25 protein-coding genes, 1 tRNA gene and 2 pseudogenes are annotated in these 24,483 nt (G+C 69.6%); 19 read left to right on the forward strand and 9 right to left on the reverse strand.

The window, feature by feature from the left end:
• Window positions 1–10 precede the first annotated feature (10 nt).
• The 3 genes and pseudogenes from ACFSC0_RS07840 (at window position 11) to dnaJ (ending at window position 3,878) form a co-directional block, all read left to right on the forward strand.
• The gene (locus ACFSC0_RS07840) at window positions 11–505 is read left to right on the forward strand and encodes a hypothetical protein (RefSeq protein ID WP_377284445.1); all 495 of its coding nucleotides are present in this window, start codon (window positions 11–13) and stop codon (window positions 503–505) included.
• A 121-nt stretch (window positions 506–626) separates the two neighbouring features.
• Window positions 627–2,558, forward strand: a pseudogene (gene dnaK, locus ACFSC0_RS07845) (molecular chaperone DnaK); the annotation flags it as partial.
• Window positions 2,559–2,723: 165 nt separating this feature from the next.
• Window positions 2,724–3,878 (forward strand): molecular chaperone DnaJ, encoded by a 1,155-nt coding sequence (gene dnaJ, locus ACFSC0_RS07850; protein ID WP_377284446.1) that lies wholly within the window; start codon window positions 2,724–2,726, stop codon window positions 3,876–3,878.
• A 128-nt stretch (window positions 3,879–4,006) separates the two neighbouring features.
• On the opposite strand, the gene ACFSC0_RS07855 is transcribed toward dnaJ, so the two are convergent.
• Both ACFSC0_RS07855 and ACFSC0_RS07860 read right to left on the reverse strand, forming a co-directional pair.
• Window positions 4,007–4,186: a hypothetical protein gene (locus ACFSC0_RS07855; RefSeq protein WP_377284506.1), complete on the reverse strand. Its 180-nt coding sequence runs from the start codon at window positions 4,184–4,186 to the stop codon at window positions 4,007–4,009.
• A gap of 223 nt (window positions 4,187–4,409) precedes the next feature.
• Window positions 4,410–4,595, reverse strand: a pseudogene (locus ACFSC0_RS07860) (response regulator transcription factor); the annotation flags it as partial.
• Window positions 4,596–4,811: 216 nt separating this feature from the next.
• On the opposite strand from ACFSC0_RS07860, the gene ACFSC0_RS07865 reads away from it, so the two are divergent.
• From ACFSC0_RS07865 to ACFSC0_RS07880, 4 genes are all read left to right on the forward strand, one after another.
• Window positions 4,812–5,324 carry a hypothetical protein gene (locus ACFSC0_RS07865; RefSeq protein ID WP_377284447.1) on the forward strand — a complete coding sequence of 171 codons (513 nt, stop codon included), beginning with the start codon at window positions 4,812–4,814 and terminating at the stop codon, window positions 5,322–5,324.
• Window positions 5,321–5,824 carry a hypothetical protein gene (locus tag ACFSC0_RS07870; protein ID WP_377284448.1) on the forward strand — a complete coding sequence of 168 codons (504 nt, stop codon included), beginning with the start codon at window positions 5,321–5,323 and terminating at the stop codon, window positions 5,822–5,824. Before ACFSC0_RS07865 ends, ACFSC0_RS07870 begins: the two co-directional genes overlap by 4 nt.
• 66 nt (window positions 5,825–5,890) lie before the next feature.
• On the forward strand, window positions 5,891–6,832 hold the full coding sequence (locus ACFSC0_RS07875) for a kanamycin nucleotidyltransferase C-terminal domain-containing protein (protein WP_377284449.1): 942 nt from the start codon (window positions 5,891–5,893) through the stop codon (window positions 6,830–6,832).
• A gap of 80 nt (window positions 6,833–6,912) precedes the next feature.
• Window positions 6,913–7,725 (forward strand): enoyl-ACP reductase FabI, encoded by an 813-nt coding sequence (locus tag ACFSC0_RS07880; RefSeq protein WP_377284450.1) that lies wholly within the window; start codon window positions 6,913–6,915, stop codon window positions 7,723–7,725.
• Between the two features lie 102 nt (window positions 7,726–7,827).
• On the opposite strand, the gene ACFSC0_RS07885 is transcribed toward ACFSC0_RS07880, so the two are convergent.
• The 3 genes from ACFSC0_RS07885 to ACFSC0_RS07895 are packed head-to-tail and all read right to left on the reverse strand — an operon-like array spanning window position 7,828 to window position 11,174.
• Entirely contained in the window at window positions 7,828–8,436 is a 609-nt protein-coding gene (locus ACFSC0_RS07885) for a TetR/AcrR family transcriptional regulator (protein ID WP_377284451.1), read from the reverse strand.
• Entirely contained in the window at window positions 8,436–10,064 is a 1,629-nt protein-coding gene (locus ACFSC0_RS07890) for a DHA2 family efflux MFS transporter permease subunit (RefSeq protein ID WP_377284452.1), read from the reverse strand. Before ACFSC0_RS07890 ends, ACFSC0_RS07885 begins: the two co-directional genes overlap by 1 nt.
• Window positions 10,065–10,073: 9 nt before the next feature.
• A complete protein-coding gene (locus tag ACFSC0_RS07895) occupies window positions 10,074–11,174 on the reverse strand; it encodes an HlyD family secretion protein (protein WP_377355122.1) in 1,101 nt (366 codons plus the stop codon).
• Window positions 11,175–11,317: 143 nt separating this feature from the next.
• Here ACFSC0_RS07895 and ACFSC0_RS07900 point away from each other — a divergent pair, with 143 nt between their 5' ends.
• Entirely contained in the window at window positions 11,318–12,580 is a 1,263-nt protein-coding gene (locus ACFSC0_RS07900; protein WP_377284454.1) for a UbiH/UbiF/VisC/COQ6 family ubiquinone biosynthesis hydroxylase, read from the forward strand.
• 3 nt (window positions 12,581–12,583) lie between these two features.
• Here ACFSC0_RS07900 and ACFSC0_RS07905 read toward each other — a convergent pair whose 3' ends face one another.
• The gene (locus ACFSC0_RS07905) at window positions 12,584–12,844 is read right to left on the reverse strand and encodes a hypothetical protein (protein ID WP_377284455.1); all 261 of its coding nucleotides are present in this window, start codon (window positions 12,842–12,844) and stop codon (window positions 12,584–12,586) included.
• 203 nt (window positions 12,845–13,047) lie between these two features.
• Between ACFSC0_RS07905 and ACFSC0_RS07910 the strand changes: the two genes are divergently transcribed.
• The 4 genes from ACFSC0_RS07910 (at window position 13,048) to ACFSC0_RS07925 (ending at window position 15,775) form a co-directional block, all read left to right on the forward strand.
• On the forward strand, window positions 13,048–13,977 hold the full coding sequence (locus ACFSC0_RS07910) for a lipid kinase (protein WP_377284456.1): 930 nt from the start codon (window positions 13,048–13,050) through the stop codon (window positions 13,975–13,977).
• Between the two features lie 65 nt (window positions 13,978–14,042).
• The gene (locus tag ACFSC0_RS07915; protein WP_377284457.1) at window positions 14,043–14,915 is read left to right on the forward strand and encodes an AraC family transcriptional regulator; all 873 of its coding nucleotides are present in this window, start codon (window positions 14,043–14,045) and stop codon (window positions 14,913–14,915) included.
• A 72-nt stretch (window positions 14,916–14,987) separates the two neighbouring features.
• Entirely contained in the window at window positions 14,988–15,401 is a 414-nt protein-coding gene (locus tag ACFSC0_RS07920; protein WP_377284458.1) for a hypothetical protein, read from the forward strand.
• Window positions 15,402–15,403: 2 nt separating this feature from the next.
• A complete protein-coding gene (locus ACFSC0_RS07925) occupies window positions 15,404–15,775 on the forward strand; it encodes a VOC family protein (protein ID WP_377284459.1) in 372 nt (123 codons plus the stop codon).
• Window positions 15,776–15,901: 126 nt separating this feature from the next.
• Here the strand turns inward: ACFSC0_RS07925 and ACFSC0_RS07930 are convergent, their stop codons facing one another.
• The 3 genes from ACFSC0_RS07930 to ACFSC0_RS07940 form a co-directional block, all read right to left on the reverse strand.
• On the reverse strand, window positions 15,902–17,989 hold the full coding sequence (locus ACFSC0_RS07930; protein WP_377355123.1) for a hypothetical protein: 2,088 nt from the start codon (window positions 17,987–17,989) through the stop codon (window positions 15,902–15,904).
• Between the two features lie 368 nt (window positions 17,990–18,357).
• Window positions 18,358–18,432 (reverse strand) — tRNA-Gly (locus tag ACFSC0_RS07935).
• Between the two features lie 273 nt (window positions 18,433–18,705).
• Entirely contained in the window at window positions 18,706–19,449 is a 744-nt protein-coding gene (locus tag ACFSC0_RS07940; protein WP_377284461.1) for a DUF6065 family protein, read from the reverse strand.
• 56 nt (window positions 19,450–19,505) lie between these two features.
• On the opposite strand from ACFSC0_RS07940, the gene ACFSC0_RS07945 reads away from it, so the two are divergent.
• From ACFSC0_RS07945 to ACFSC0_RS07975, 7 genes are all read left to right on the forward strand, one after another.
• The gene (locus ACFSC0_RS07945; RefSeq protein WP_377284462.1) at window positions 19,506–20,027 is read left to right on the forward strand and encodes a prolyl-tRNA synthetase associated domain-containing protein; all 522 of its coding nucleotides are present in this window, start codon (window positions 19,506–19,508) and stop codon (window positions 20,025–20,027) included.
• A 70-nt stretch (window positions 20,028–20,097) separates the two neighbouring features.
• Entirely contained in the window at window positions 20,098–21,003 is a 906-nt protein-coding gene (locus ACFSC0_RS07950) for a tetratricopeptide repeat protein (protein WP_377284463.1), read from the forward strand.
• A gap of 18 nt (window positions 21,004–21,021) precedes the next feature.
• Window positions 21,022–21,684, forward strand: coding sequence for an LON peptidase substrate-binding domain-containing protein (locus tag ACFSC0_RS07955; protein WP_377284464.1), 663 nt, complete (start codon window positions 21,022–21,024; stop codon window positions 21,682–21,684).
• A gap of 9 nt (window positions 21,685–21,693) precedes the next feature.
• Window positions 21,694–21,897 carry a Trm112 family protein gene (locus tag ACFSC0_RS07960; RefSeq protein ID WP_377284465.1) on the forward strand — a complete coding sequence of 68 codons (204 nt, stop codon included), beginning with the start codon at window positions 21,694–21,696 and terminating at the stop codon, window positions 21,895–21,897.
• 57 nt (window positions 21,898–21,954) lie between these two features.
• The gene (locus ACFSC0_RS07965) at window positions 21,955–22,632 is read left to right on the forward strand and encodes a hypothetical protein (RefSeq protein WP_377284466.1); all 678 of its coding nucleotides are present in this window, start codon (window positions 21,955–21,957) and stop codon (window positions 22,630–22,632) included.
• A gap of 81 nt (window positions 22,633–22,713) precedes the next feature.
• A complete protein-coding gene (locus ACFSC0_RS07970; RefSeq protein ID WP_377284467.1) occupies window positions 22,714–23,979 on the forward strand; it encodes an argininosuccinate synthase in 1,266 nt (421 codons plus the stop codon).
• Between the two features lie 96 nt (window positions 23,980–24,075).
• The gene (locus ACFSC0_RS07975) at window positions 24,076–24,480 is read left to right on the forward strand and encodes an MAPEG family protein (RefSeq protein ID WP_377284468.1); all 405 of its coding nucleotides are present in this window, start codon (window positions 24,076–24,078) and stop codon (window positions 24,478–24,480) included.
• The last annotated feature ends 3 nt before the right edge of the window (window positions 24,481–24,483 follow it).

Genomic DNA, 24,483 nt, shown 5'->3' on the forward strand with positions numbered 1-24,483 from the left:
GGCTCGGCAGATGCCCATGCTGCGGCGGCTGACGAACGGGGAAATGGAGCTCGCCGCGGAGGCGTTCGGCGGCGGGCTGGACGCGGCCAGGGTGCGGCTGCTCGCCATTCCGTACTGGAGCCGCGCGTTCGTCGCGAGCGGACGGCTGATGGTCTGGCCGGCCCGGTCGATGCGGCCGGACTTCTCGGCGCCGGACGTGCCGCTGTCGGTCAAGGCGGTGTTCGTGCACGAGCTGACCCACGTCTGGCAGGCCCAGAACGGGGTCAGCCTGCTGCTGGGCAAGTTGCGGGCCGGGGACGGCCCCGCAAGCTACGCCTACGATCTGGCCGGCGGCGCGGCCTTCGCCGATCTCAACATCGAGCAGCAGGCGATGGTGGTGCAGCACGCCTTCCTGCTGCGGCATGGCGGCCAGGCGCCGTTCCCCCCTGAAGCCTATGCGGCGGCGTTGCCCGCCGGCTTGTTCGCTTCCTGTACAGTTCGTAATGATCCCCTTGCGGGCGCCTGAACCTTCCCCATATCGCGTGCAACGCCGGGCGCGGAGTTCCGCAGGCCTGGCCGGGATTTGATCGAACCGGGGACGACCCACCACGGCGCTTCATCCGAAGGCTTTCGGGGCGTCCGCCAACGAGGAGCGAGCAAGACTCTCTATGAGCAAGATCATCGGCATCGACCTTGGCACCACCAACTCGTGCGTGGCCATCATGGACGGCAAGCAGCCGAAAGTGATCGAGAACGCCGAAGGCGCGCGCACCACGCCCTCGGTCGTCGCCTTCCTGGACGACGGCGAGCGCCTGGTCGGCCAGCCGGCCAAGCGTCAGGCGGTGACCAACCCGTCCAACACCTTCTTCGCGATCAAGCGCCTGATCGGCCGCAACTCCTCCGACCCGATGGTCGAGAAGGACAAGGGCATGGTGCCCTATGAGATCGTGAAGGGCCCGAACAGCGACGCCTGGGTGCGCGCCCACGGCAAGGACTATTCCCCGCAGCAGATCAGCGCCTTCATCCTCCAGAAGCTCAAGGAGGACGCCGAGCGTCACCTGGGCGAGAAGATCGAGAAGGCGGTGATCACCGTTCCCGCCTACTTCAACGACGCCCAGCGCCAGGCCACCAAGGACGCCGGCAAGATCGCCGGCCTGGAAGTGCTGCGCATCATCAACGAGCCGACCGCCGCGGCGCTGGCCTATGGCCTGGAGAAGGCCGAGGGCAAGAAGATCGCCGTCTACGACCTCGGCGGCGGCACCTTCGACGTCTCCATCCTGGAGATCGGCGACGGCGTCTTCGAAGTGAAGGCGACCAACGGCGACACCTTCCTGGGCGGCGAGGACTTCGACCTCCGGATCGTCGACTACCTGGCCGACGAGTTCAAAAAGGAGAGCGGCGTCGACCTGCGCAAGGACAAGCTCGCCCTCCAGCGCCTGAAGGAAGAGGCCGAGAAGGCCAAGAAGGAGCTGTCCACCACGGCCCAGTACGAGGTGAACCTGCCCTTCATCTCGATGAACCAGTCGGGCCCGCTGCACCTCAACATCAAGCTGTCCCGCGCCAAGCTGGAAGCCCTGGTCGAGGACCTGATCGCCAAGACCATCGGCCCCTGCGAGCAGGCGCTGAAGGACGCCGGCATCAAGAAGGCCGACATCGACGAGGTGGTGCTGGTCGGCGGCATGACCCGCATGCCCAAGGTCGTCGAGGCGGTGAAGGAATTCTTCGGCCGCGAGCCCCACAAGGGCGTGAACCCGGACGAGGTCGTGGCGCTGGGCGCGGCGGTTCAGGCCGGCGTGCTGCAGGGCGACGTCAAGGACGTGCTGCTGCTCGACGTGACCCCGCTGACCCTGGGCATCGAGACCCTGGGCGGCGTGTTCACCCCGCTGATCGAGCGCAACACCACCATCCCGACCAAGCGCAGCCAGGTCTTCTCGACCGCCGACGACAACCAGAACGCCGTCACCATCCGGGTCTTCCAGGGTGAGCGGCCGATGGCGCAGGACAACAAGATGCTCGGCCAGTTCGACCTGGTGGGCATCCCGCCGGCGCCGCGCGGCGTGCCGCAGATCGAGGTCACCTTCGACATCGACGCCAACGGCATCGTCAACGTCTCGGCCCGCGACAAGGCCACCGCCAAGGAGCAGTCGATCCGCATCCAGGCGAACGGCGGCCTGTCGGACGCCGACATCGAGCGGATGGTCAAGGAAGCCGAGTCCAACCGGGCCGAGGACGAGAAGCGCAAGCAGGTGGTCGAGGCCAAGAACCAGGCCGAGGCCGTCATCCACTCGACCGAGAAGGCTCTCGCCGAGCACGGCGACAAGGTCGGCCAGGCCGAGCGCGACGCCATCACCTCGGCGATGGAAGACCTGAAGGGCGTGCTGGAGTCCGGCGATCCGGACGCCATCTCGTCCAAGACCCAGACCCTGATCCAGGCGTCCATGAAGCTGGGCGAGGCCATGTACCAGGCCCAGCAGAACGCCGGCGAAGCGGGTCAGCAGCCGAGCGCGAACGAAGGCGGCGACGATGTCGTGGACGCCGAGTTCGAGGAAGTCAGCGACGACCAGAAGAAGTCGGCGTGACGTTTCGCCCCATGTCGGCCGCCGGCAAGTCAAGCCAATCGACCGACATGGACGAGCGCCGACGCATCACGAGCGATGACGGCCGCCCGTCCCGCGCAAGCGACGCCTTGCGACGGGGCGGGCGCCATCCCACCTCAGTCCGAGTCCTCCGAGCGCTGACCATCGATGCGTGACTACTACGAGATCCTGGGCGTGCCGCGCGGCTGCGACGAGGCGGCCCTGAAGGCCTCCTTCCGCAAGCTCGCCATGGAGCACCACCCCGACCGAAACGGGGGATGCGAGGACGCCTCCGCCCGCTTCAAGGAGATCAACGAGGCCTATTCGGTCCTCTCCGATCCGCAGAAGCGGGCCGCCTACGACCGGTTCGGCCATGCGGGCGTGAACGGCATGAACGGGGCCGGCGGCGGCGCCGGCATGCACGACGTCCACGACATCTTCAACGAGGTGTTCGGCGACGTCTTCGGCGACATGTTCGGCGGCCGCGGCCGCCGCTCCAGCGGTCCGGCCAGGGGCCAGGACCTGCGCTACGACCTCGAGATCACCCTCGAGCAGGCCTACGCCGGCGCCGAGGTGGAGATCACCGTCCCCTCGGCGATGACCTGCGAGACCTGCTCCGGCTCGGGCGCCCGGCCGGGGACCAGCCCCACCACCTGCGGCAGCTGCGGCGGCCAGGGTCGGGTGCGGGCCACCCAGGGCTTCTTCTCCATCGAGCGCAGCTGCCCTCGCTGCGGCGGCACGGGCCGGCTGGTGCTCGACCCCTGCGACGACTGCCACGGCATGGGCCAGGTCCGCCGCGAGCGCCGGCTGCAGGTCCGCATCCCGGCCGGCGTCGACGACGGCGCGCGCATCCGGCTGGCGGGCGAGGGCGATGCGGGCGCCAGGGGCGGCCCGCGCGGCGACCTCTACATCTTCATCTCCGTCCGCCCGCACGAGCTGTTCGAGCGGGACGGGCTGGACCTGCTCTGCACCGTGCCCGTCCCCATGGCCGTGGCCGCCCTGGGCGGCGAGCTCGAGGCCCCCTGCCTGCTGGGCGGCGAGAACTGCGACGGCGAGTGCAAGGTCATCATCAAGGTGCCCGAGGGCGCCCAGACCGGCCGCACCGTGCGGGTGAAAGGCCGCGGCATGCCGTCCCTGCGCTCGCGCGAGCGCGGCGACCTGGTGGTCGAGCTGTTCGTCGAGACGCCGACCCGGCTGACCAGCCGCCAGAAGGAGCTGCTGCGCGAGTTCGCCGGGCTCTGCGGGGATCAGCAGCACCCGAAGTCGGCCGGCTTCCTCGGCAAGGCCAAGCGCTTCTGGAGCGAGGTGACGGGGACGGCCTGAGGGCCGCTACTGCATCGCCTTGAGCGCCTGCAGCCCGGACAGCAGCGCGCCGAAGACCAGCGCCGACAGCACGACGATCAGCCCGACGAGCCCGAAGCGCCGCGCGACGTTGATCCGCGGGCGGCGGCCTACTTCTCGGCTTCCAGCACCGTCCAGACCGTGCAGAGCACCTCGCGGAGCAGCTCTTCCGGCGGCCGTTGGGCCGACCGGCGGCGCAGCATCGTGACCAGCTGCGCCGCCAGCGCCCCCCGCTCCGGCCGCAACCGGGTCAGCTGGTCCTCCAGCTGATCCCAGGTGAACTGCGGCATGGCCGCGCTCGGCTCTTGCCCGCATGGCTGGACGTGAACGAGGTTCGAGCCCTCCGGACACCTGCGGACCTCCATCCGCCTCTCGCGTGGCATCGCCGTCATTCCCCCGTGACGCGCCGCCAGCAGGCCCCGCCGGCGCGCCGCCCGCCAGCCCGAGCGGTTGGGGCCCCGATTCGATAGGGGGTAGGGCGAAGCCTTCGCTGCCGGCCAGCAGGCGCGCCGCCTCGTAGCGGTCCCGCGCGCCCAGCTTGCGCCGGGCGTTCTCGACGCGCTCGTCGACCGTGTGCTTGGAGATGCCCAGCTGCAGCGCGATCTCCTTGGAGGTGAGATGGCCGTAGACCAGCCGCAGGCACTCCCGCTCGCGAGGCGTGAGAAGCTCGAGTCCGGCGTTCGCACCAGGCTGCGTCATCGGGGTCAATTAAGGCAGCTTGACCAGAGGCGTCCACCCGTGAAAGGCGAGAAGCCCTGGGGCCAAGTGTCTGCTGCGTCTCGCAAATCACCGGTCTCCCGTTCTCAGGGCGCGCGCTGCTCACCCCCAGGGTGTGCGCCGCCGTCGCCTTGACCGAGGGGGCCGGACGCGAAAGCGTCGGCGCCGGGCCAGGGTTCCGGGGGCAGGGTTATAGCAATGTTGGCGCTCCAGCGGACCGGCGAGTTGTTCGTTCACCTCGTCACGCACCCGACGGCCTGGCGCGGGTTCCTGGTCTACGCCGCATTCATCGGCCTGCTGGCGCTCGCCCGCTGGCGCGGCGGCTGGGCCGAGCAGCTGGCCGCCGGCGGCTCGATCGTCCAGTTCACCATCCCCTTCGGCGTGGCGTTCGCGGGGATCTACTGGCCGGGGCTCGACGGCTTGGCGGCCCACTTCGCCACCGACGTCGCCTTCCTGGTCGTCTACCTGCCGCTGATCCTCTACAGCCGGCGCATCTGGCCGCTGTGGTTCTACGCCTTCAACCTGCTGTGCCCGCTGACGTTGACGGTCATCCTGGTGGCCCAGGTCGGGCGCGAACCGTACGCCGCGGCGAGCTGGCTCTGGATGACCTGCGCCATCGCGGCCCTGGCGCTCGGCGTCCTCGGCCGCGTGCTTCGGGATCCGGCCGAGACTAGGGCGCGCACCCGCGGACGCGGTGCGGACGCGTCATGAACCTTTGGATCTTGGCCGGCGAGGCCCTGCACCGCACCTTCCTCGCCAACTGGTACCAGCTGCCGGGCTGGCTCGCCTTCCTGGCCGCCCTGGCGGCCGCGCTGCGCTGGGGCGGATGGGCCGAACGCTGGATCGGCGGCTGGCTGCTGGCCGACTATGTGGTCCACAGCCTCGTCGGGGCGGTTGGGCGGGCGGTGCTCGACGGCGAGGCGCCGCCGGTCTGGTGGGCCCTCGCCGCCGACCTGGTGTTCGCGCCGGCCTACCTGTGGCCGGTCGTCCGTTCGACCAAGGTCTGGCCGCTGTTCTTCCTCGCCTTCTACACGCTGATGGCGGCGAGCCGCGCCGTGCGGCTGGCCGTGCCGGAGGTCGGGGCCTGGGCCGGGGTGACGGCGGTGGTGATCTGGACGGTGCTGGCCCAGCTCGCCTTCACGGTCGGGGTGGTCGGTTGCGTGCTGGCCAGGCGCCGGGCGGGCGCGGCGGCATCGTCCAGCGACGCGTGAGCCCGCGCCGGCGGCCGGTCTTCCGAAGGCGCCACCACATTGTCGCCTCATGTGTTAACGCAGGGCATGGACGATGCGAATCCACGCCCCTTCCTTCCCCACGGCGCGCTGCCGGACCTGTTCGCCGGCCCGCAGGAGCTGAACCATGACGAGCGCCGGGCCATGGCCGACGCGGTGCTGAGCTGGCTGAAATCCGAGCACGGCGATGATCTCGTGGCGGTGGCGCTGTTCGGCTCGACCGCCTCGAAGACCGACGGCCCCTTCTCCGACGTGGACATGTGGGCGGTGGTGGAGGATCGCGCCGGCGCCCGCCCGAACCTCGAATGGATCTGGGGACCGGGCAAGCTCGAGGTCGAGCGGATGACGGTCACCGAGGCGATCACCCGCGCCGCCGAGGTGAATGGGCGCTGGCCCCTCGACCAGGGCCGGTTCGTGCTGGCCCTCCCGCTCTGGGAGGCGCCGCGCCAGCGCGGCTTCGTCGACCGCCTGCGCGCCTCGGCCGCGGACCTGCCCGAGGCGGCCCGGCGGGAGGCGATCGCCGAGTGCGTGCTCGAGATGTACGAGGCGCTCGGAAAGCTCCGGACCTGCCGCGCCGGGCCGATCGGGGACGTGGCCCGCATCGCCTTCGAATTCGCCGACCCGCTCATGCGGATGGTCGGGCTCCAGCACCGCCATGTGTTCGCCGCCACGCGCCGGCTGCTCGCCGAGGCGCACCGGCTCGACGGCCCGGAGGGCTATCGTCCGCTGCTGGAGCGGCTGGCCTCCGGCGCGCTGCGGCCGCCGGAGCAGATCGTCGGACTGGCCGATGCGTGCTGGGCCGGCCTGCCCGCCTGGGCCGAGCGGGTCGGGCTGGATCTGTCCCTCTGCCTTCGCCCGACGCCCGATCCCACCGGCGTCGCCCCGCCGGCCGAGCCGCCGGTCGACCGCATCCAGGTGGCCGAAGGTCCGCCGCCGCTCAGGCGCGCAGTCCGCGAGGCGCCGCGCCGCCGGCGGGTGTTCGGCAGATAGGGTTGACGTCGCGTGCGCTTGCGCATCGGCGCGGGCGCGGCCACAAACCGCGCCAGACGCGCAACCAGGCGAGGATCCGAATGGCCGACGAATTCGACATGCCGAAGGGCGATCTGATGGCCGGCAAGCGCGGCGTCGTGATGGGCGTCGCCAACCACCAGTCGATCGCCTGGGGCATCGCCTCCCAGCTCGCCGCCCAGGGCGCCGAGATGGCCTTCCTGCACCTGCCGGGCATGGAGCGCCGCGTCCAGCCGCTGGCCGACAGCATCGGCGTGAAGCAGGTGATCCCCGCCGACGTGACCGACGACGCCTCGATGACCGAGGCCTTCGGCGCGGTGGAGAAGGCGTTCGGGACCATCGACTTCTTCGTCCACTCGGTGGCCTTCGCCAACAAGGACGAGATCAAGGGCAGCTTCGTGGAGAACACCACCCGCGAAGGCTTTCTGCGGGCCATGGACATCTCGGTGTTCAGCTTCGTGGACAGCGCCCGGCGCTCGGCGGCGCTGATGCCGAACGGCGGCTCGATCATCTGCATGACCTACCTGGGCGCCGAGCGGGCGATCCCCAACTACAACACCATGGGCGTGGCCAAGGCGGCGCTGGAGTCGGCCACCCGCTACGCCGCCCGCGACCTGGGGCCGAAGAAGATCCGGGTGAACGCCATCTCGGCCGGGGCCATGCGCACCCTCTCGCTGGCCGGCATCTCCGGCGGCCGCTCGATGCTGGCCCAGGGGCGCAGCCTCTCGGCCATGAAGGAGGACACCTCGATGGAGGGCGTCGCCGGCTGCGCCCTGTGGCTGCTCTCCGACCTCGGCCGCTCCACCACCGGCGAGGTCGTCCACGTCGACGCGGGCTTCCACATGATGGGGCTGGGCAGCGAGGACGAGGGCTGAGGTTGTCGGTGACTGGTTGCGGCGTCCCTTGGGGACGGCGCTACCTGTCACCGTGACGAGCGCCGGCTATGGGTGACAGGTAGCCTCGCCCTTGCCAGAGAGTCACCGCCCGTACGCCTTCATGAAGCGGTCGGCGGCCTCCTCGGAGATGCGGCCGATCTCATCGGGCGACAGGTCGCGGGTCATGCCGAGCAGCCCGGCGATCTGCAGCGAGCCGATGGCCATGCCGCGGAAGATCTCGGCCGCCAGCAGCGGGTCGGGGACGGCCAGCCGGCCGGCGCGGTCCTCCTGCGCCAGGAACTCGGCCAGCCGCTCGGCGCTGGCCTTCGGCCCGGCCTCGTACATGGCCCGGCCGACCTCGGGCATGTCCACCGCGCTCTGCACCGCCAGGCGCATGAAGCCCAGGCTGCTCGACGTCGCCACCGCCTCCAGCAGGATGCGGGCGTAGCCGGCCAGGGCGTCGCGCGGGTTCTCGGCCGCGTCGGCCGCCTCCAGCGGCGCGGTGACCTGGTGCACGCGGCGCTGCGCGAGCGCCCGCACCAGCTCGGCCTTGCCGCCGTAGTGGTTGTAGATGGTCTGCTTGGAGACGCAGGCTCTGCGGGCGATCTCCTCCATCGGGGCCGCGAAGCCGCGCTCGGTGAACACCTGCACCGCGGCGTCCAGGATGGCCTCGGTCTTGGCCTGGTCGATCTGGCCCGCGATCCTTGGCATCAGCGCTTCTCCCCGGGCCGGACGGACCCCTGCGCCCAGGCGGGGCCAACGAAGAAGGCGATGGCGCCGGCCAGCACGCAGCCGGCGGCCAGGAAGTAGAAGGCGTCGCCGTAGCCGAGCACCGCCGCCTCGCGCCGGATCATGCCGCCGAACGCCATGCGCGCGGCCGCTTCCGGATCGGCCGCCCCGCGCTGCTCCATGATGGCGGTGAGCGCCTCCAGCATCTGCTGGCTGGAGAGGTTGCCCCAGTTCACCGCTGCCGAGATGTCGGCCAGGTGGATCGCCGTCTGGTGGGTGAGCACCGTGGAGAGGACGGCCAGTCCGACCGCGCCGCCGAGGTTGCGGACCAGGTTCACCAGCCCCGAGGCGTCCTTCATCATGTGCGGCGGCAGGGTCGAGACCGACAGCTGCTGGGCGCCGATCATCGCCATCATCACCCCGAAGCTGCGCCAGGCCTGCAACACGGCGAACTCGTAGAAGCCCCAGTCGGCGGTGATCCGGCCGCCCAGCGCCGTCGACCAGGCGGCCAGGCCGAAGCCCAGGATCATCGAGATCCGCAGGTCCATGGAGCGGACCAGCCGGCCGCAGATCGGCGCGGAGACGAACATCACCAGCCCGGAGACCAGCATGGTCGTGCCGACCTGGCTGGCCGTGTACTGCAGCACCTGTCCCAGGAAGATCGGGATCAGGAACGAGCCGCCGAAGATGCTCACCCCGGCGATGAAGCTCATTAGCACGCCCAGGGTGAATTCCTTGTTCGCGAACGGCTTCAGGGAGACGATCGGCTGGCGGTAGGTGACCTGGCGCCAGACGAAGACCAGGCCGGTCACAGCCGCGACGACGGTCAGCCACAGGATCAGGTCGTCCTCGAACCAGCCCTCGCTGGCGCCCTCCTCCAGCGCGTACTGCATGGTCAGCAGGAAGATCGTCATGACGACCAGGCCGAACCAGTCGATCCCCTTGGCCAGCGACTTGTCCGGCTTGTCGAACCCGCCGTAGCGGCCGACCAGGAAGATCACCAGGATCCCGGGGAACAGGTTGATGAAGAACAGCCAGCGCCAGGACAGGGCGTCGGTCAGGTAGCCGCCCAGGATCGGCCCGATGGTCGGGGCGAGGGTCACCACCAGGCCGGTGATGACATTGGCGGTGACCCGCTGCTCCGGCGGGAACACCGTCATCGCGGTGGCGAACACCGCCGGGATCATCGCCCCGGCGGCCAGGCCCTGGATGGCGCGCAGGACGATCATCGACTCGTAGCTGGTGGCCATGCCCACCGCCATCGAGGCGATCACGAAGATCACCACCGAGGTGACGTAGAAGGGTCGGGTGCCGAACAGCTTGGAGAGGTAGGCCGCCAGCGGAATGGTGATCACCTCGGCCAGCAGGTAGATGGTCTGGATCCAGCTGATCTCGTCGGCGCTGGCGCCCAGGCCCGACTGGATCTGCGTCAGCGAGCTGTTGACGATCTGGATGTCCAGCATCGCCATGAACTGGCCGACGACCATCCCGCCGAAGCCCAGGAAGATCTTCCCCCAGGCGACCTCGCCCTGGGCGTTGAGCGCCGTCTCAGGAACGCCCAGCGCCTGTGCGCGCTCGGCGCGGTCGAAGCTCAGGGCCGCATCGGTCACCGCCGCGCCTCAGGGCGTCCCGGCGTGCTGGGCGAGGGCGGCGTGGGGAACCGCCTCGGCGAAGCTCGGGCCGGTGTCGCGGGTGACGTCCACCTTCACGTGCACCGAGAGGCCGGGCCGAAGGGCGCCGGCCAGCGGCTCGGCCCGGTCCACCAGGATGCGCACCGGCAGGCGCTGGGTGATCTTGGTGAAGTTGCCGACGGCGTTCTCCACCGGGATCACGGCGAACTCGGCGCCCGTGGCCGGGGCGAAGCTCTCCACCTTGCCCTTCAGGGTCTTCTTGCCGAAGGCGTCGGCGCGGATCTCCACCGGCTGGCCGATGCGCAGTCGTGCGACCTGGGTCTCCTTGAAATTGGCCACCACATAGGTGTCGGTCAGCGGCACGACGCTCATCATCGCCGAGCCGACCCGCACATATTGGCCGGGCCGCACGCTGCGGGCGCCGACCACGCCGGCGACCGGGGCGCGGATCTCGGTGCGCGAGAGGTCGACGCGCGCCTGCTCCACCGCCGCCCGCGCCGCGTCCAGCTGCGCCAGCGTCTTGGCCCGCTCCGAATCCAGCGAGGCGGCGGTGCGGCGCTCGGCCTCAAGGGTGGCCCTGGCCTGGGCCACCGCCGCCTGCGCCTGGGCGGCGGCCGCCTTGGCCGACTGGATCCGCTGGGTGGAGACGAAGCCCGCCTCGCCGAGCGCGCCGTAGCGGGTCATCTCGGCGTTGGCCAGCTGGGCTTCGGCCTGGGCGCTGGCGACGCCGGCCTGCCGCTGGGCGATCAGCGCCTGTTCCAGCGCGGCCTTGTCGTCGACGGCCCGCACCGCCGCCTCCAGCGCCGCGGCGTTGGCGATCGCCTGGGCGAGCCTCGCCTGGATCTCGGCCCCGTCCAGCCGCACCAGCAGCTGGCCGGCCTGGACCGCCTGGTTATCGTCCACCAGCACCTCGGCCACGTAGCCGCCGACCTGCGGAGCCACGGTGACCTTGTCGGCCTGGATGAAGGCGTTGTCGGTGGTCTCGTAGCGCTGCTTGCCCGTCCACCAGACCGCGCCGCCGACGACGATCGCCAGCGTCACGGCCGTCGCCACCGCCAGCGGGACCAGATGCCGCCTCAAGAAGCCCATCCCGTCCGCCCTCCCGGTTCTCTTATTTTGGACCTGCCAGTCCATCTTATGCCGCCGCCGAAGCGCCGCAATCGGAAAAGTGGACCCACACGTCCAGCTTTGCCGGGCTGGACCTTCGCCCCCGTTCGTCGGCATATCGGGCCATGAGCTCAGACGCCGACGGCTTCGACGCCGACGTGATCATCGCCGGGGCCGGGATGGCCGGCGCGACCCTGGCCCTGGCACTGGCCCAGGCGGGGCTGAAGGCCGTGCTGATCGACCCGGTGGTGTTCGAGGCCCAGGTCGCCCCCGCCTTCGACGGGCGGGCCTCGGCCATCGCCTTCGCCTCGTTCCGGCAGTGGCGGGTGCTGGGGCTCGCGCCCGAGCTCGAGCCGCAGGCCCAGCGGATCGAGCAGATCCTGGTCACCGACGCGCCCAGGCCGGGCGCGGCCGCCGGCGGCCCGGGGCCCTTCTTCCTGCGCTTCGACGCGGCCGAGATCGCCGGCCGCACCGACGGAGAGCCGCTGGGCTACATGCTGGAAAACCGACGCGTCCGCGCCGCCCTCGCCGCCGCGGTCCAGGCGCGCGGGATCGAGGTGCTGGCGCCCGCCCGCGTCGAGGCGGTGGAGGTGACGCCCCGCGCCGCCCGGGTGCGGCTGGCGGACGGCCGGGAGCTGACCGCCCCCCTGGTCGTGGGGGCCGAGGGCCGCGGCTCGGTGGTGCGGCGCGAGGCCGGCATCGGCGCGGTCGGCTGGGACTATCCGCAGTCCGGCGTCGTCGCGACCGTGCGCCTGGAGCGGGACCATGAGGGCGTCGCTCACGAGTTCTTCCTGCCCAGCGGCCCCTTCGCCATCCTGCCGCTGACCGAGCAGCGCGCCAGCCTGGTCTGGACCGAGAGCCGGCCGCGCGCCGAGGCGCTGAAGGCGGCCCGGCCCGAAGCCTTCCACGCCCACCTGCAACGCCGGTTCGGCGACTATCTGGGGGAGGCGCGGCTGGAGGGGGCGGTGTTCACCTATCCGCTCTCGCTGCAGCTGGCCGAGCGGATGACCGCGCCCCGCGTCGCGCTGCTGGGCGACGCCGCGCACGGGGTGCACCCGATCGCCGGGCAGGGCCTGAACCTGGGGCTGAAGGGCGCCGCGGCGCTGGCGCAGACGCTGGTGGACGCCGCACGCCTGGGCGAGGACCTGGGCTCGGAAGGGGTGCTCGCCCGCTACGCCCGCTGGCGCAGCCTCGACAACGTCGGGCTGGCGGTGGCCACCGACGCCTTCACCTGGCTCTTTTCGAACGACAACCCGGTCCTGCGGCTCGGCCGGGGTCTGGGAATGGCGGCGGTCAACCGGATCGGGCCGGCGCGCCGCTTCTTCATGCAGGAGGCCGGAGGGGCCACGGGCGACCTCCCCCGGCTGCTGCAGGGCATGCCGCTCTAGGCCCTACTCCTGGATCTCGAAGAAGGCCTCTTTGGCGCCTTCCGTATGGGCGATGACGACGATCGGCATCTCGCCGCCGTCCGCCAGCCGCAGGCGCATCTGGCCGCGGCGGAAGGCGTTACGCATCTGCTCAGGATCGCCGCCGGTGATCCGCCCCTTGCCGCTGCGCCGCTTCTGGTCGCATTGGAAATCATAGGCCACCTCTTCGGCGAACCCCGGGAAGATCAGCGTGCCCTGGTCGTTGAAGGTCTTGGCGTATTTCAAATCCTGGTCTCCTGGTGACAGGCCGAGGCCCGGCGCCGGGCGGAGGCGCCGAACTGACTTTGCGTGGCCACAAGAATTTCCCCTGCCCCTGGGGCGCGATCGGATCGGAGCCCCACGCTCCACCTGGTCGTTAACGCGCAGGGCCAAGTTTCGATGCCCGCCGTGGCGAATTTCCCGAGCCGTCCCCACCTGTTGAGCGAGAGATGAGCGCCCAGACCCAGCCGCAGCGGCGGACCGCGCCCCGGCGCGCCGCCAAGACCCGCCGCGCCCTGCTGGTGGTCAACCCGCGCAGCAACCGCGGCGGCGCGGCGCTGGATCCCATCCTGCAGCGCCTGCGCCGGCGCGGCCTGGAGATCGTCCGCGCCGACACCGCCTCGCGCGACGACGCGCGCAAGGAGATCCTGCGCCACGCCCACGATGTGGACCTGGTGATCGTCGGCGGCGGCGACGGGGCGCTGAACGCCGCCGCCCTGGCCCTGCACGAGACGGGGCTGCCGCTGGGCGTCCTGCCGCTCGGGACCGCCAACGACCTGGCGCGCACCCTGGGCATCCCCACCGACCTGAAGCTCGCGGCCGACATCATCGCCGCCGGCCGCACGCGCCGCATCGACCTGGGCATGGCCAACGGCGAGGCCTTCTTCAACGTGGCGAGCCTGGGCCTGTCCACCGAGCTCGCCCAGGCGCTGACCCCCGGCGCCAAGCAGCGTCTGGGCCGCTTCAGCTACATGGCCGCCGCCATCCTCACCCTGGCCCGCGCGCGGCCGTTCCGCGCCCTGATCCGCAGCGAGGACGAGGCGGTGCGGGTCAAGACCTACCAGATCGCCGTCGGCAGCGGCCGCTACTATGGCGGCGGCGTGCCGGTGGTGAACGATGCGAAGATCGACGACGGCCACCTCGACCTCTACAGCCTGGAGGTGGGCGACGCCTGGAAGCTGGCCCTGATGGCCCCGTGGTTCCGCAGGGGCGTGCACGGCGCCTGGCGCGAGGTGCGGGCCGATCGCGGCAAGGCCTTCGAGGTGCGCACCACCAGGCCCCGCCCGGTCAACCTCGACGGCGAGCTGGTCACCTACACGCCGGTGACCTTCCGCGTCCTGCGCGACGCGGTCCAGGTCTACGCCCCCGAGCGGGGGTAGGTCTCCGGTCTCGTTGTCATCCGACCGGCCGGACGGCAATCTGCGCCAGGCTTCGGGAGGGCGCCATGGCGGCCGAAAGCATGCTGCCGCTGCTGATCGCGCTGGAGGAGGATCTGGAGTCCGACACCCGGCTGCGCGCCCTGGCCGGCCGTGTCGGCGCCTCGCCGTTCCAGTTCCACCGCCGCTTCGCCGCCGAGGTGGGCGAAACGCCCAAGCGCCGCCTCGAGCGGCTGCGGCTTGAGCGGGCGGCCTACCAGCTGGCCGTCTCGACCATTCCCGTGGTCGAGGTGGCGCTGGGCGTCGGCTTCAACGCGCACGAGACCTTCTCCCGCGCCTTCCGCCGGCGCTTCGGCGTCTCGCCCAGCCACTACCGGCGCGCGGCGCAGGCGGCCCAGGCCGACCGGATGCGCCGCATGGCCGGCTTTCGCGGCGAGGGTTGCCGCCTGTCGGAGGTGCGCTTCCTGCAGCTGTCGCCGATGACCCTGATCGCGGCGCGGCGGCTGGGCGCCTACGCGCAGTTCGACACCCGCCCGTTCCTCCCCGGCGATGCGGCCTGGGCGCCGCTGGCCGCCTGGGCCGAGGCGCGGGGCCTGTCGGTCCGGCGGCTGGCCATCGGCTTCTTCCCCGACGATCCCAACATCACCCCGGGCGAGGCCCAGCGGGCGGACATCTGCCTGGCGGTGGAGGGCGACCCGCCCGCCGACCCGGGCGTCCGGCGCATCGACTTCCCCGGCGGGCTCTACGGCGCCATCACCCATCAGGGGCCGTACGAGACCATCGATCAGGCCTATCGCACCGTCGCCGATGGCGTCCGGCGCTCGGACCAGTACGCCTTCGACATCGGCCCGCCGATGCAGGTGTTCCGCGACGTCCAGGTGGGCGGCGATCCGGCCGCCAACCTGACGGACGTGATGTTCCCCGTCGTCCGCCGCCGCTGAGCCGCAAGAAACGTCAAGCGCGCGCCGCGGCCGCCGCGCTACCCTGCGGCGAGCCGATCTGGCGGAGGGGCCGTGAAACCCATCGATTATCCGAAGGCGGCCGGCGCGGCCCTGCTGCTGATGGTCCTCAACGTGGCGATCAGCTTCCCGGTGGTCGGCGTCTGGCGCGCCCTCTTCGAGCCGCAGACCCCGCCGCAGGAGGTCGCGCTGCGCATCGCGCCGTGGTCGTCCCACCTGGTCGGGCCGCTGTTGTTCTTCGCCGCCGCCTGGCTGCTGGCCCGCCGCCGCCCCGAGCGGAACGGGCTGGCGATGGCGGCGGCCGTTTGCGTGTTCTACGTGCTGCTGGAGGCGGCGAGCCTCGCCGCCTATCCCGGCGGGCCGGCCATGCTGCTGACCCTCGCCTTCGGGGTTTCCATGGCCGCCAAGGCCGCCGCCGCCTTCGCGGGCGCGGCGCTCGCCCGCCGCCGTCCGGCGCAGGCGGCCTAGCCGTGGCCGCCCCCGTCGTCTCCTTCGACATCGCCGGACCCGACCTTGCAGCCCAGCGCGCCTTCTACTCGGCCGTCTTCGACTGGGAGATCGCCGCCGACGGACGCTTCTCGGTCGCCGCCGCTGCGCCGCTGGGCGCCACCCTGCGCGCCGACCCCGCCGACAAGCTCATCTACCTCGGCGTCCCCGACATCGCCGCGGCCCTGCAAGCGATCGCGGCCCACGGAGGCGCCGTCGACGCCCCCCGGTTCGAAGTCCCCGGCGTCGTCGTGCTCGGCCTCTTCCGCGATCCGGCGGGCAACCGCATGGGTCTTGTCGAGATGGGCGGGGAGGGGCCGCGGATTCCTTTCCAGCGCAAAGGCTTCGGATATTGAACCTGTCAGACAATGGGAGATTAGGTGCAGGCGCTACCCGCGGTGCTGACTGGGTACTTGGGTGGGTCGGCGATCTTGAGCTAAGCAGGCACCTCGACCCGCGCACGTTCTTCGGCCGCGTGCCCGTCAACCCGGCTTGGACGGGGCGCGCATAGCGATGTCGGTCAAGGGCTCGTAATACCCACGAACGACAAGTTGCAGATTAAGGGCCGCCGCGGTCGCCGGTATTCGAATCTCAAGCTCCTGCCCGTAGCGCAGTCGGAACGGCTTTAGCTTGGCTAAGCGGCGCTTGGAGTCGACATCTACAATCTGCAGCGAAGTGATCGTTGAAATCTCGGGCTCTTCCTCGCGGATAATAATGGAAGAAACGCCGCGCCCCAGGTCGACCGTTTCAGTCATGGCGGCGCTCGGCCCATTCGCCTTCACGATTAAATTTTTCATTCGCGTCGGTGCATTCGCCGTCGTCCTAAGGATGTAGAGGGTGGGGCATGACCCCCCGTCGTAGCCGGCCCGCACGAACACCGATGCAGGGTTGTACGGACGCAGGGCGACCTTCTCGCCGTTGACGACCGCGTCCGTAGGTTCGAGGGAAGGGCCGTAGGTGTACGCCCTCGTGATGCGAGGCCGAGCGGGCGCGGGGAATGAGGAAACGCGCTTCCTGAAGCCGCCTGACTCTAAGACCGTGTCTGACGGTAGGGCGGAAAGCGCCGCCTCTACAGCCGACCACAGATCCTCGTCTGAAGTAACGACCTGCCTCGCACCGGTATCCCATGTCTCGTCGAGGTCGTAATGTTCGCGTGCGCGAAACTCGATCCGGAGCGGGACGATAACTCGGTCATGTGCGGCTAGATGAAGTGATGGAATCGGCAGCGTCTGCGCCTTCCCGCGAGCACCGAACCGTGTAGGCCGAAGTGCAGTTCGTTCATCAGCAACGGCGGATATGCTCTCGAGCGTCAGATTCGCTCCGTCACCACCGACAACATCCAGCGCCGCGACAAGTATCATTGGATAGCGAGGGGGAACGACGGTAGTCCAACTGAGCAATTCGCCGTGTGCCTCCCAAAGGCCGTACGCCACCAGCCAATCCTCCGGCCAATGGTCCCGCGCGACGTATCGCATGGCCGCAACGCCATTGTTCCTCGCGGAAGCCCTTAAATCTGCGGTAATCTCCTTCGCAAACAACGATGCCTTGTCAGCGGGTATCTCTTCCCCCGGGATCAGGCCAGCGTCGTCAAAGGCGGATTCTATGAACATCCCGACATCGCTGAGCCCGTGATCATCGACAAGCTCTACCAGGGACGGGTCGTCCATTACCGCCGCTTGCAACTCGTCGACCAATGCCCCATACCCGTCCGCATCCGCCCGCGTAAAGTACCGCCAAAGTATCGCTGCATCGATCGCCAATTGAGCATCGACTTCCCCTAGACCTCCCTCGGCCCCCAAATCCCATTCTGACATATCTGCCCAGTAGAAGAGATTATAGCCCGCTGGCCATGTGTCTGTTTTCTGGACAATTCTAGCCGCGTTCAAGTCGGGCACGTAGAAGGGCAATAGTGGCCCATAGGTTGTAAATGGAGCGTCCTCGGGAGGGGACTCGTCGACTCCCCGAGAGTCCTCGAGGTCGTAAATCTCGCCACGACTCGAGGTGAGCTGGAGATACTGATGCCATCCACCGCTAGGGGGCTCCCACGTGGTGCCGTACCTCATTACCAGGTCGGCAAAGTATTCATGCACGACATTGCGGGATACAATCGGGTCTTTCCCAAGAAGGCGTTGTACCTTCTGGATCGGAACTCCAGCAACGAGAGATGAATACGAAGCGGCGTCAAGCCAATAATAAGCAATGCGCACGGTTGCATTTGGGTGTGTGCTGCAAGATATAGAACCAATGTCAACTTTCGCGGCGTCCACAGACTGTGCTTGAATTACAAAGCTGCAATCGCCAGTTGTCTCCGCTTCACCATTGAGCCGCGGGGCGTTCAGCTGCTCGCCAGCGACCCAAGCAGCTATGCCGCTGAGCGCAATAATCGCAGTAAGGATGAGCAAAAGCCGGATAATCCGGTACGCCTGTACCTTTGTGACTTGGGGAAAGATGTTGAGGCGCAGCACCTGCCGAAATATCAGGAGCGCAAATCCGAGAGCTACGCCGCCGATGCCTGCTACTTGGCCGACGGAGGTCAGGAGCTCCGCGGTCCCGGCCGAAACAGCCATCATGCGCCACCCCGCGCGCTAAGCGCGATTGTTCAGCGCCGATCGTCTTTTACGTGTTCGTCGCAGTCAAGGGCCGACTCTTAACGAGTGCATATTTCCGTCAGGTCGTCGCGCCAGAGCTCGTGGGAGACGTGCAGTGCATGAGACGCTGCACGCCAGCTTGGTCTCGCAACCGAGGGTTTTTTGCCGCTTCTCTCGAAGCGAGGTCTTCAATCCGTTTTAGCCCTCCGTTAGGGGCTCAAGACGGCATCACGCACAACGGCGACAATGGCGCGCGGCAGCGCGTGGGGTAGCTATTTCGTAGTGGAAAGCCGACGGCCCCCGGGTGTCTAGCGTGACAAGCGCGGAAGCTGCGGAAAGTCTCTCGATATTGGAGCGGGCGATGAGATTCGAACTCACGACCCCAACCTTGGCAAGGTTGTGCTCTACCCCTGAGCTACGCCCGCGCTCCGTATCCGAAGGATGCCCCCGGAAAATCGAGAGGCGGCTTATGGCAGACCGTCCGGGGCTTTGCAAGCGGGCTGCCGGCTAGTTTTTCGGCCGTCGGGGCGGCGAAAATGCGCAGGTCTGGCGAACGCCCCCTCCACCGCCTTCGGCGGTCCCCCTCCCCCGCAGTCTGCGCTGCGGGGCAGGATCTGCGGGCACGAGCTCCGCCCCCGGCCCGGAGAGGACGGGGGAGGTGGATCGACGCGAAGCGGCGAGACGGAGGGGGCGCAGGCCTACCGCCGGAAGGTCGGCGTCTTCAGGCGGCGCTTGTTGACGTGGTGCTTGGGCTTGGGGGCGATGTCCTCGGGGAACTCGCCCTTGAAGTAGTAGCGCTGCCAGGCCTCGCGGGTGGCCTCGGGGTCCTCGCGGAAGATCCGCTTGTTGAACTCCTCGCGGTGCTTCTGCCAGACGTCGTACTGGCCCTTGAGCTCGGGGTTGCGGTCCAGCGACTTGATGACCGGCTGGAACTGCATCAGCGCCTGGTCCTGCACCAGGGTGATGAAGCAGAACGGCTCGCCTTTCTCGAACCGCACCTTGCCGGGCCGGGTGAAGTGCCAGTTCATGGTGAAGGGGAAGGGCAGCCAGTCGGTCTCCACGAGCCCGGCCAGCGGCTGGATGCCGTCCTTGATGTGGTTCGGCGGGCCCTGGGCGATCATCGACCAGCCCGGCGGGGTGCGGAACAGGTAGCCGGCGTGGAAGGTCAGCACCCCGTGGCTGAAGTGCGACTTCACATGCAGGTGGAAGTCCGGGTGCGGCCGGTCGGGCGTCAGCTTGATGTCGTCCTGGAAGATCCCCCCGTTCCACTCGGCGGTGAAGGCCACCGGATTGAGCAGCTCCCAGCCGGTGGTGTTGGCCATCGAGAGCGGCAGGCAGCGGTAGGGGTGGCGGTCGGCGAACCGGTCCATCCAGGCGCGCTGGGGGCGGCCGGGCACGATCTCGGGCGGCCGGTCGACGGTGGGGTAGATCTCGAGCTCCATCTAAATCCCATAACGAGCCGGGCTGCGCCTCGTCCAGTTTCGGCTATCAAGCGGCCATGACCAGTAGAGCCGACCTGTTCGCCTTCTTCGACGCCCACGGGATCGACCACCGCACCACCGACCATCCGGCCGTGTTCCGCGTCGGCGAGGGCGAGGAGGTGAAGGCCGCCATCCCAGGCGCCCACACCAAGAACCTGTTCCTGAAGGACGCCAAGGGCCAACTGTGGCTGATCTCGGCGGCCGACCGGACGCAGATCGACCTGAAGCGGCTGCACACGGTGATCGGCTCGGCCCGGCTCTCCTTCGGCAAGGAGGAGCTGCTGATCGAGGCGCTGGGCGTGCGCGCAGGCTCGGTCACCGCGTTTGCGCTGATCAACGATCCGGACCAGCGGGTGCGGTTCGTGCTGGACCGCACGCTGGCCGAAGCGGACCTGGTCAACTTCCATCCGCTGGAGAACACCGGCACGACCACCGTCTCGCAGGCGGGCTTCCGGCGGTTCCTCGCGGCCCTCGGCCGCGAGCCGATGGTCGTCGATTTTGCGGCCATGCGGGTGATGGAAGCGCCGCCGGTCCGTTGAAGCCGCGCCCACTTGCGACCATCTTGTCGCAGGAACGTTTGCAGCCAGAACCGAACGGGACGAGGGCCCCATGACACTCATCGGCGAAACCGCGGGCGCGCCTCCCAGCGACGCGATCAAGGACGGCACCGACGCCAGCTTCGCGGCCGACGTTCTGGAGGCCTCGCGCACCACCCCGGTGATCGTGGACTTCTGGGCCACCTGGTGCGGCCCCTGCCGCCAGCTCGGGCCGGCCCTGGAGAAGGCGGTGCTGGCGACCAAGGGCAAGGTCAAGCTGGTCAAGATCGACATCGACAAGAACCCGGCCTACGCCGGCCAGCTGCGCGTGCAGTCGATCCCGGCGGTGTTCGCCTTCGTCGGCGGACGGCCCGTGGACGGCTTCATGGGCGCCCTGCCGGACAGCCAGGTGAAGCAGTTCGTCGATCGCCTGGCCGCCGCCGCCAAGGGCGAGGGCGGCGACGAGCTGGAGGAACTCCTGGCCATGGCCAAGGAGAGCCTGGATCTCGGGGACCTGGGCGGCGCGGCCCAGGCCTACGCCCAGGTGCTGCGGGCCGACCCGGAGAACCTCAAGGCGATCGGCGGCCTCGCCCGCGTCTACCTGCAGGGCGGCGAGCCCGAGCGGGCGCAGGAGGTCCTGGAGATGGCCCCGCCGGGGGCGAAGGATCCCGAGATCGACGGCGTGCGCGCCGCCCTGGCGCTGGCCGCCGAGGGCGCCTCGGACATCCAGGGCTTCCAGCAGCGGCTGGCGCAGGACCCCGCCGACCACGAGGCGCGCTTCGAGCTCGCCAAGGCGCTGGCCGCCCGTGGCGGCTTCGCCGAAGCGGCCGACCACCTGCTGAGCATCATCGAGCAGGACCGGGAGTGGAACGATCAGGCCGCCCGCAAGCAGCTGCTGACCATCTTCGAGGCCGCCGGCCCCACGTCCGACGTGGCCAAGCAGGGCCGCCGCCGCCTCTCCGCCATCCTGTTCTCGTAAAGCGCAAAGGAGCCCGCCATGGCCGGCGGCTACCGACGCATTAGCGATCTGCCGCAGGTGATCCCCGTCTTCCCGCTCGACGGGGCGCTGCTGCTGCCGCGCGGGGACCTGCCGCTGCAGATCTTCGAGCCCCGCTACCTGAACATGGTCGACGACGTCATGGCCGGCGACCGGATCATCGGCATGGTCCAGACCCGGCCGGGCAGCGAACGCGCCCGCCCCAGCCTGTCGCCGATCGGCTGCGCGGGACGGGTGACCAGCTACGCCGAGACGGCGGACGGCCGCTATCTCATCACCCTGACCGGCGTCTGCCGCTTCGAACTGGGCGAGGAGCTGAGCGCCAACACGCCCTATCGGCAGGTCCGCGCCGACTACAGCGCCTTCGAGCAGGACCTCGCCACTCCGGAGGACCTCGGCGATCCCGAGGAGCGGCGGCAGTTCGTCAAGGCGCTGAAGAGCTACCTCAACCACCGCGATCTCGACATCGACGTGGAGACGGCCACCAACGCGCCGCTCGACGCCCTGGTCACCAGCCTGGCCATGGGCCTGCCCTTCGACGCCTCCGAGAAGCAGGCGCTGCTCGAGGCCCCGGGCCTGCACGAGCGCTACAAGGCGCTGACCGCGCTCCTGGAGATCGACGCCCTCGAAGACGGGGATGACGAGCCGCACTCGATGCAATAGGAGCGGGCCATGAGCACCGCCCCCGAGGTCGACCCCCGCCTGTTGGAGGTCCTCGTCTGCCCCGTCACCCAGGGGCCGCTGGAATACGACCGCCAGCGCGGCGAGCTGATCAGCCGAAGCGCCCGCCTGGCCTATCCGATCCGCGACGGCGTTCCGGTCATGCTGCCGGAAGAGGCGCGCGAGCTGGGCGAGGGCGAGTCCGCCGGCCGATGAGGCCGGCGCCGCGCAGCTGAGCTGTTCGGGTCGCCCCTGTTGCGCTAAGTTGCCGCCGTGGGGCGATATTCTCTACCGATCCTGTTGCTGGGGCTGGCGCTTCCCTGCGCCGCGCAGGCGGCCGACTGGACGGTGGCCAAGGGCGAAAACGCCTGCACCACCCAGGTGACCCTGACCGCCCGCCGGACCCCGGACCAGACGCTGCAGATCGCAACCGACGGCGAGGCCATGCGGATGCGCATCGTCCCGCCCGCCGGCGTGGAGCTTCGCCGCCTGCAGGTGGGCTCGAAGCGTTTCTCGCCGGCGGTGCAGGCCGCGGACGGCGGCCTCGTGGCGCCGGTGGACGAAGCGCTCGTCGACGCCCTGGCCAAGGGCCGGCGGGTGACCGTGACCTGGAGCAAGGGGCGGCCGGCGACCGGCTCCCTTAAGGGATCGGCCGAGGGACTGAGGCGGCTGAAGGACTGCGGCGAGGAGATCCGCCTGGCCCGGACCGGCGTCCTGCAGCCCGAGAACCTGGCGCAGATCGGCGCCTTCGAGCCCGGGGCCGATTCCACCACCTTCCGCCAGGCCGCCCTGGCCGAGGCGCGGGCCCGCTACCAGCGCGAGGTGATGAGCGCGATCGGTGCCGGGGTGCTGGGCGCCGGCGAGGTCGCGCCGCCGACCCGGACCTACGAATTCGAAGGCGTCGGCCCGATCGTCTGCTCGGCCACCCTGGAATCGTTCGACTGCCGCTGAGCGGGGTTGCCCCCGGCCCCCCTTGGCCCTACACGCGCGCCACCTTCGCCTTTACCCGCGCGCTCAAGAGGGCCCGTCGCCATGGCCGACACGCCGATCAAGAAAGTCGTCCTCGCCTACTCCGGCGGCCTGGACACCTCGATCATCCTGAAGTGGCTGCAGGAGGAGTACGGCGCCGAAGTCGTGACCTTCACCGCCGACCTCGGCCAGGGCGAGGAGCTGTCGCCGGCCCGCGAGAAGGCCCTGATGCTGGGCATCAAGCCGGAGAACATCTTCATCGAGGACCTGCGCGAGGAGTTCGTCCGCGACTACGTCTTCCCGATGTTCCGGGCCAACACCGTCTACGAGGGCCAGTACCTGCTCGGCACCTCCATCGCCCGGCCGCTGATCTCCAAGGCCCAGATCGACATCGCCCGGAAGGTCGGCGCCGACGCCGTCTGCCACGGGGCGACCGGCAAGGGGAACGACCAGGTCCGCTTCGAGCTCAGCTACTACGCGCTCGAGCCCAACATCCGCGTCATCGCCCCGTGGCGCGAGTGGAAGTTCAAGAGCCGCGAGGCGATGCTCGATTACGCCGAGAAGAACCAGATCCCGATCGCCAAGGACAAGCGGGGCGAGGCGCCGTTCAGCGTCGACGCCAACCTGCTGCACTCCTCCTCGGAAGGTAAGGTGCTGGAGGATCCGGCGGTCGAGGCGCCCGAGTACGTCCACATGCGGACCATCTCGCCCGAGGACGCGCCCGACAAGCCGACCATCTTCACCCTCGACTTCGAGAAGGGCGACCCGGTCGCCATCGACGGCCAGAAGCTCTCGCCGGCCGCCCTGCTGGCCAAGCTGAACGAGCTCGGACATGACAACGGCGTGGGCCGCCTGGACCTTGTGGAGAACCGCTTCGTCGGCATGAAGTCGCGCGGCGTCTACGAGACCCCGGGCGGGACCATCCTGCTGGGCGCGCACCGGGGCATCGAGTCCATCACCCTCGACCGCGGGGCCGCGCACCTGAAGGACGAGCTGATGCCGAAGTACGCCAGCCTGATCTACAACGGCTTCTGGTTCTCGCCCGAGCGGGAGATGCTTCAGGCGGCCATCGACCAGTCGCAGGCCCACGTCACCGGCCAGGTGCGGGTGAAGCTCTACAAGGGCAACGTCACCATCGTCGGCCGCACCAGCCCCTATTCGCTCTACGACCAGGAGCTGGTCACCTTCGAGGAGGGGGCGGTCGCCTACGACCACCGCGACGCGTCGGGCTTCATCAAGCTCAACGCCCTGCGCCTGCGCGTGAAGGCCAACCGCGACCGCAGGGCCGGCGCGCCCGTCGAGGCCAAGGGCGAGCACTTCCAGGGGTGAGCCGGCCTTTCGCATAGCTGCTGAACGCGCGCGGGCGTTTTCGTCGGCGCGCGCTCGTGCCAACCTCCCGGCGAACCGCACCTTGGGAGGGGGCATATGGAAGACCTGCATCTGGTCTCGATCGTCACGCTGCTGGCGCTGATCCTTTATTTCTGGATGGGCCTGCGGGTCGCCGGCGCGCGCCGCAAGAGCGGCATCGCCGCGCCGGCGATGAGCGGCGATCCCATCCTGGAGCGGCACCTGCGGGTGCAGGGCAACACCCTCGAGTGGCTGCCGATCTTCCTGCCGTCGCTGTGGCTGTTCGCCTACTACTGGGACGACACGCTCGCCGCCGCCGTCGGCGCGGTCTGGATCGTCGGCCGGATCGTCTACGCGTTCGGCTACGTGGCCGATCCCAAGAAGCGGGAAGCGGGCTTCCTCATCCAGACGCTGGCCAGCGCCGTGCTGCTGTTCGGCGCCCTTGGGCGGGCGGCGTGGCTGCTGATGTTCCCGGCGCTGTAGCGC

It is taken from the genome of Phenylobacterium terrae, from assembly GCF_042681205.1.
Taxonomy (GTDB): Bacteria; Pseudomonadota; Alphaproteobacteria; order Caulobacterales; family Caulobacteraceae; genus Phenylobacterium; species Phenylobacterium terrae.

Excerpts from the sequence above, each read along its gene's own strand:
- ACFSC0_RS07885 (WP_377284451.1), bottom strand. The coding sequence starts at position 8,436 with ATGCCAAGGATCGCGGGCCAGATCGACCAGGCCAAGACCGAGGCCATC.
- ACFSC0_RS07970 (WP_377284467.1), top strand. The coding sequence starts at position 22,714 with ATGGCCGACACGCCGATCAAGAAAGTCGTCCTCGCCTACTCCGGCGGC.
- ACFSC0_RS07950 (WP_377284463.1), top strand. The coding sequence starts at position 20,098 with ATGACACTCATCGGCGAAACCGCGGGCGCGCCTCCCAGCGACGCGATC.
- ACFSC0_RS07855 (WP_377284506.1), bottom strand. The coding sequence starts at position 4,186 with ATGCCGCAGTTCACCTGGGATCAGCTGGAGGACCAGCTGACCCGGTTG.
- dnaJ (WP_377284446.1), top strand. The coding sequence starts at position 2,724 with ATGCGTGACTACTACGAGATCCTGGGCGTGCCGCGCGGCTGCGACGAG.
- ACFSC0_RS07895 (WP_377355122.1), bottom strand. The coding sequence starts at position 11,174 with ATGGGCTTCTTGAGGCGGCATCTGGTCCCGCTGGCGGTGGCGACGGCC.
- ACFSC0_RS07955 (WP_377284464.1), top strand. The coding sequence starts at position 21,022 with ATGGCCGGCGGCTACCGACGCATTAGCGATCTGCCGCAGGTGATCCCC.
- ACFSC0_RS07960 (WP_377284465.1), top strand. The coding sequence starts at position 21,694 with ATGAGCACCGCCCCCGAGGTCGACCCCCGCCTGTTGGAGGTCCTCGTC.
- ACFSC0_RS07910 (WP_377284456.1), top strand. The coding sequence starts at position 13,048 with ATGAGCGCCCAGACCCAGCCGCAGCGGCGGACCGCGCCCCGGCGCGCC.
- ACFSC0_RS07900 (WP_377284454.1), top strand. The coding sequence starts at position 11,318 with ATGAGCTCAGACGCCGACGGCTTCGACGCCGACGTGATCATCGCCGGG.
- ACFSC0_RS07875 (WP_377284449.1), top strand. The coding sequence starts at position 5,891 with ATGGACGATGCGAATCCACGCCCCTTCCTTCCCCACGGCGCGCTGCCG.
- ACFSC0_RS07940 (WP_377284461.1), bottom strand. The coding sequence starts at position 19,449 with ATGGAGCTCGAGATCTACCCCACCGTCGACCGGCCGCCCGAGATCGTG.
- ACFSC0_RS07945 (WP_377284462.1), top strand. The coding sequence starts at position 19,506 with ATGACCAGTAGAGCCGACCTGTTCGCCTTCTTCGACGCCCACGGGATC.
- ACFSC0_RS07880 (WP_377284450.1), top strand. The coding sequence starts at position 6,913 with ATGGCCGACGAATTCGACATGCCGAAGGGCGATCTGATGGCCGGCAAG.
- ACFSC0_RS07865 (WP_377284447.1), top strand. The coding sequence starts at position 4,812 with ATGTTGGCGCTCCAGCGGACCGGCGAGTTGTTCGTTCACCTCGTCACG.
- ACFSC0_RS07975 (WP_377284468.1), top strand. The coding sequence starts at position 24,076 with ATGGAAGACCTGCATCTGGTCTCGATCGTCACGCTGCTGGCGCTGATC.
- ACFSC0_RS07915 (WP_377284457.1), top strand. The coding sequence starts at position 14,043 with ATGGCGGCCGAAAGCATGCTGCCGCTGCTGATCGCGCTGGAGGAGGAT.
- ACFSC0_RS07840 (WP_377284445.1), top strand. The coding sequence starts at position 11 with ATGCCCATGCTGCGGCGGCTGACGAACGGGGAAATGGAGCTCGCCGCG.
- ACFSC0_RS07870 (WP_377284448.1), top strand. The coding sequence starts at position 5,321 with ATGAACCTTTGGATCTTGGCCGGCGAGGCCCTGCACCGCACCTTCCTC.
- ACFSC0_RS07930 (WP_377355123.1), bottom strand. The coding sequence starts at position 17,989 with ATGATGGCTGTTTCGGCCGGGACCGCGGAGCTCCTGACCTCCGTCGGC.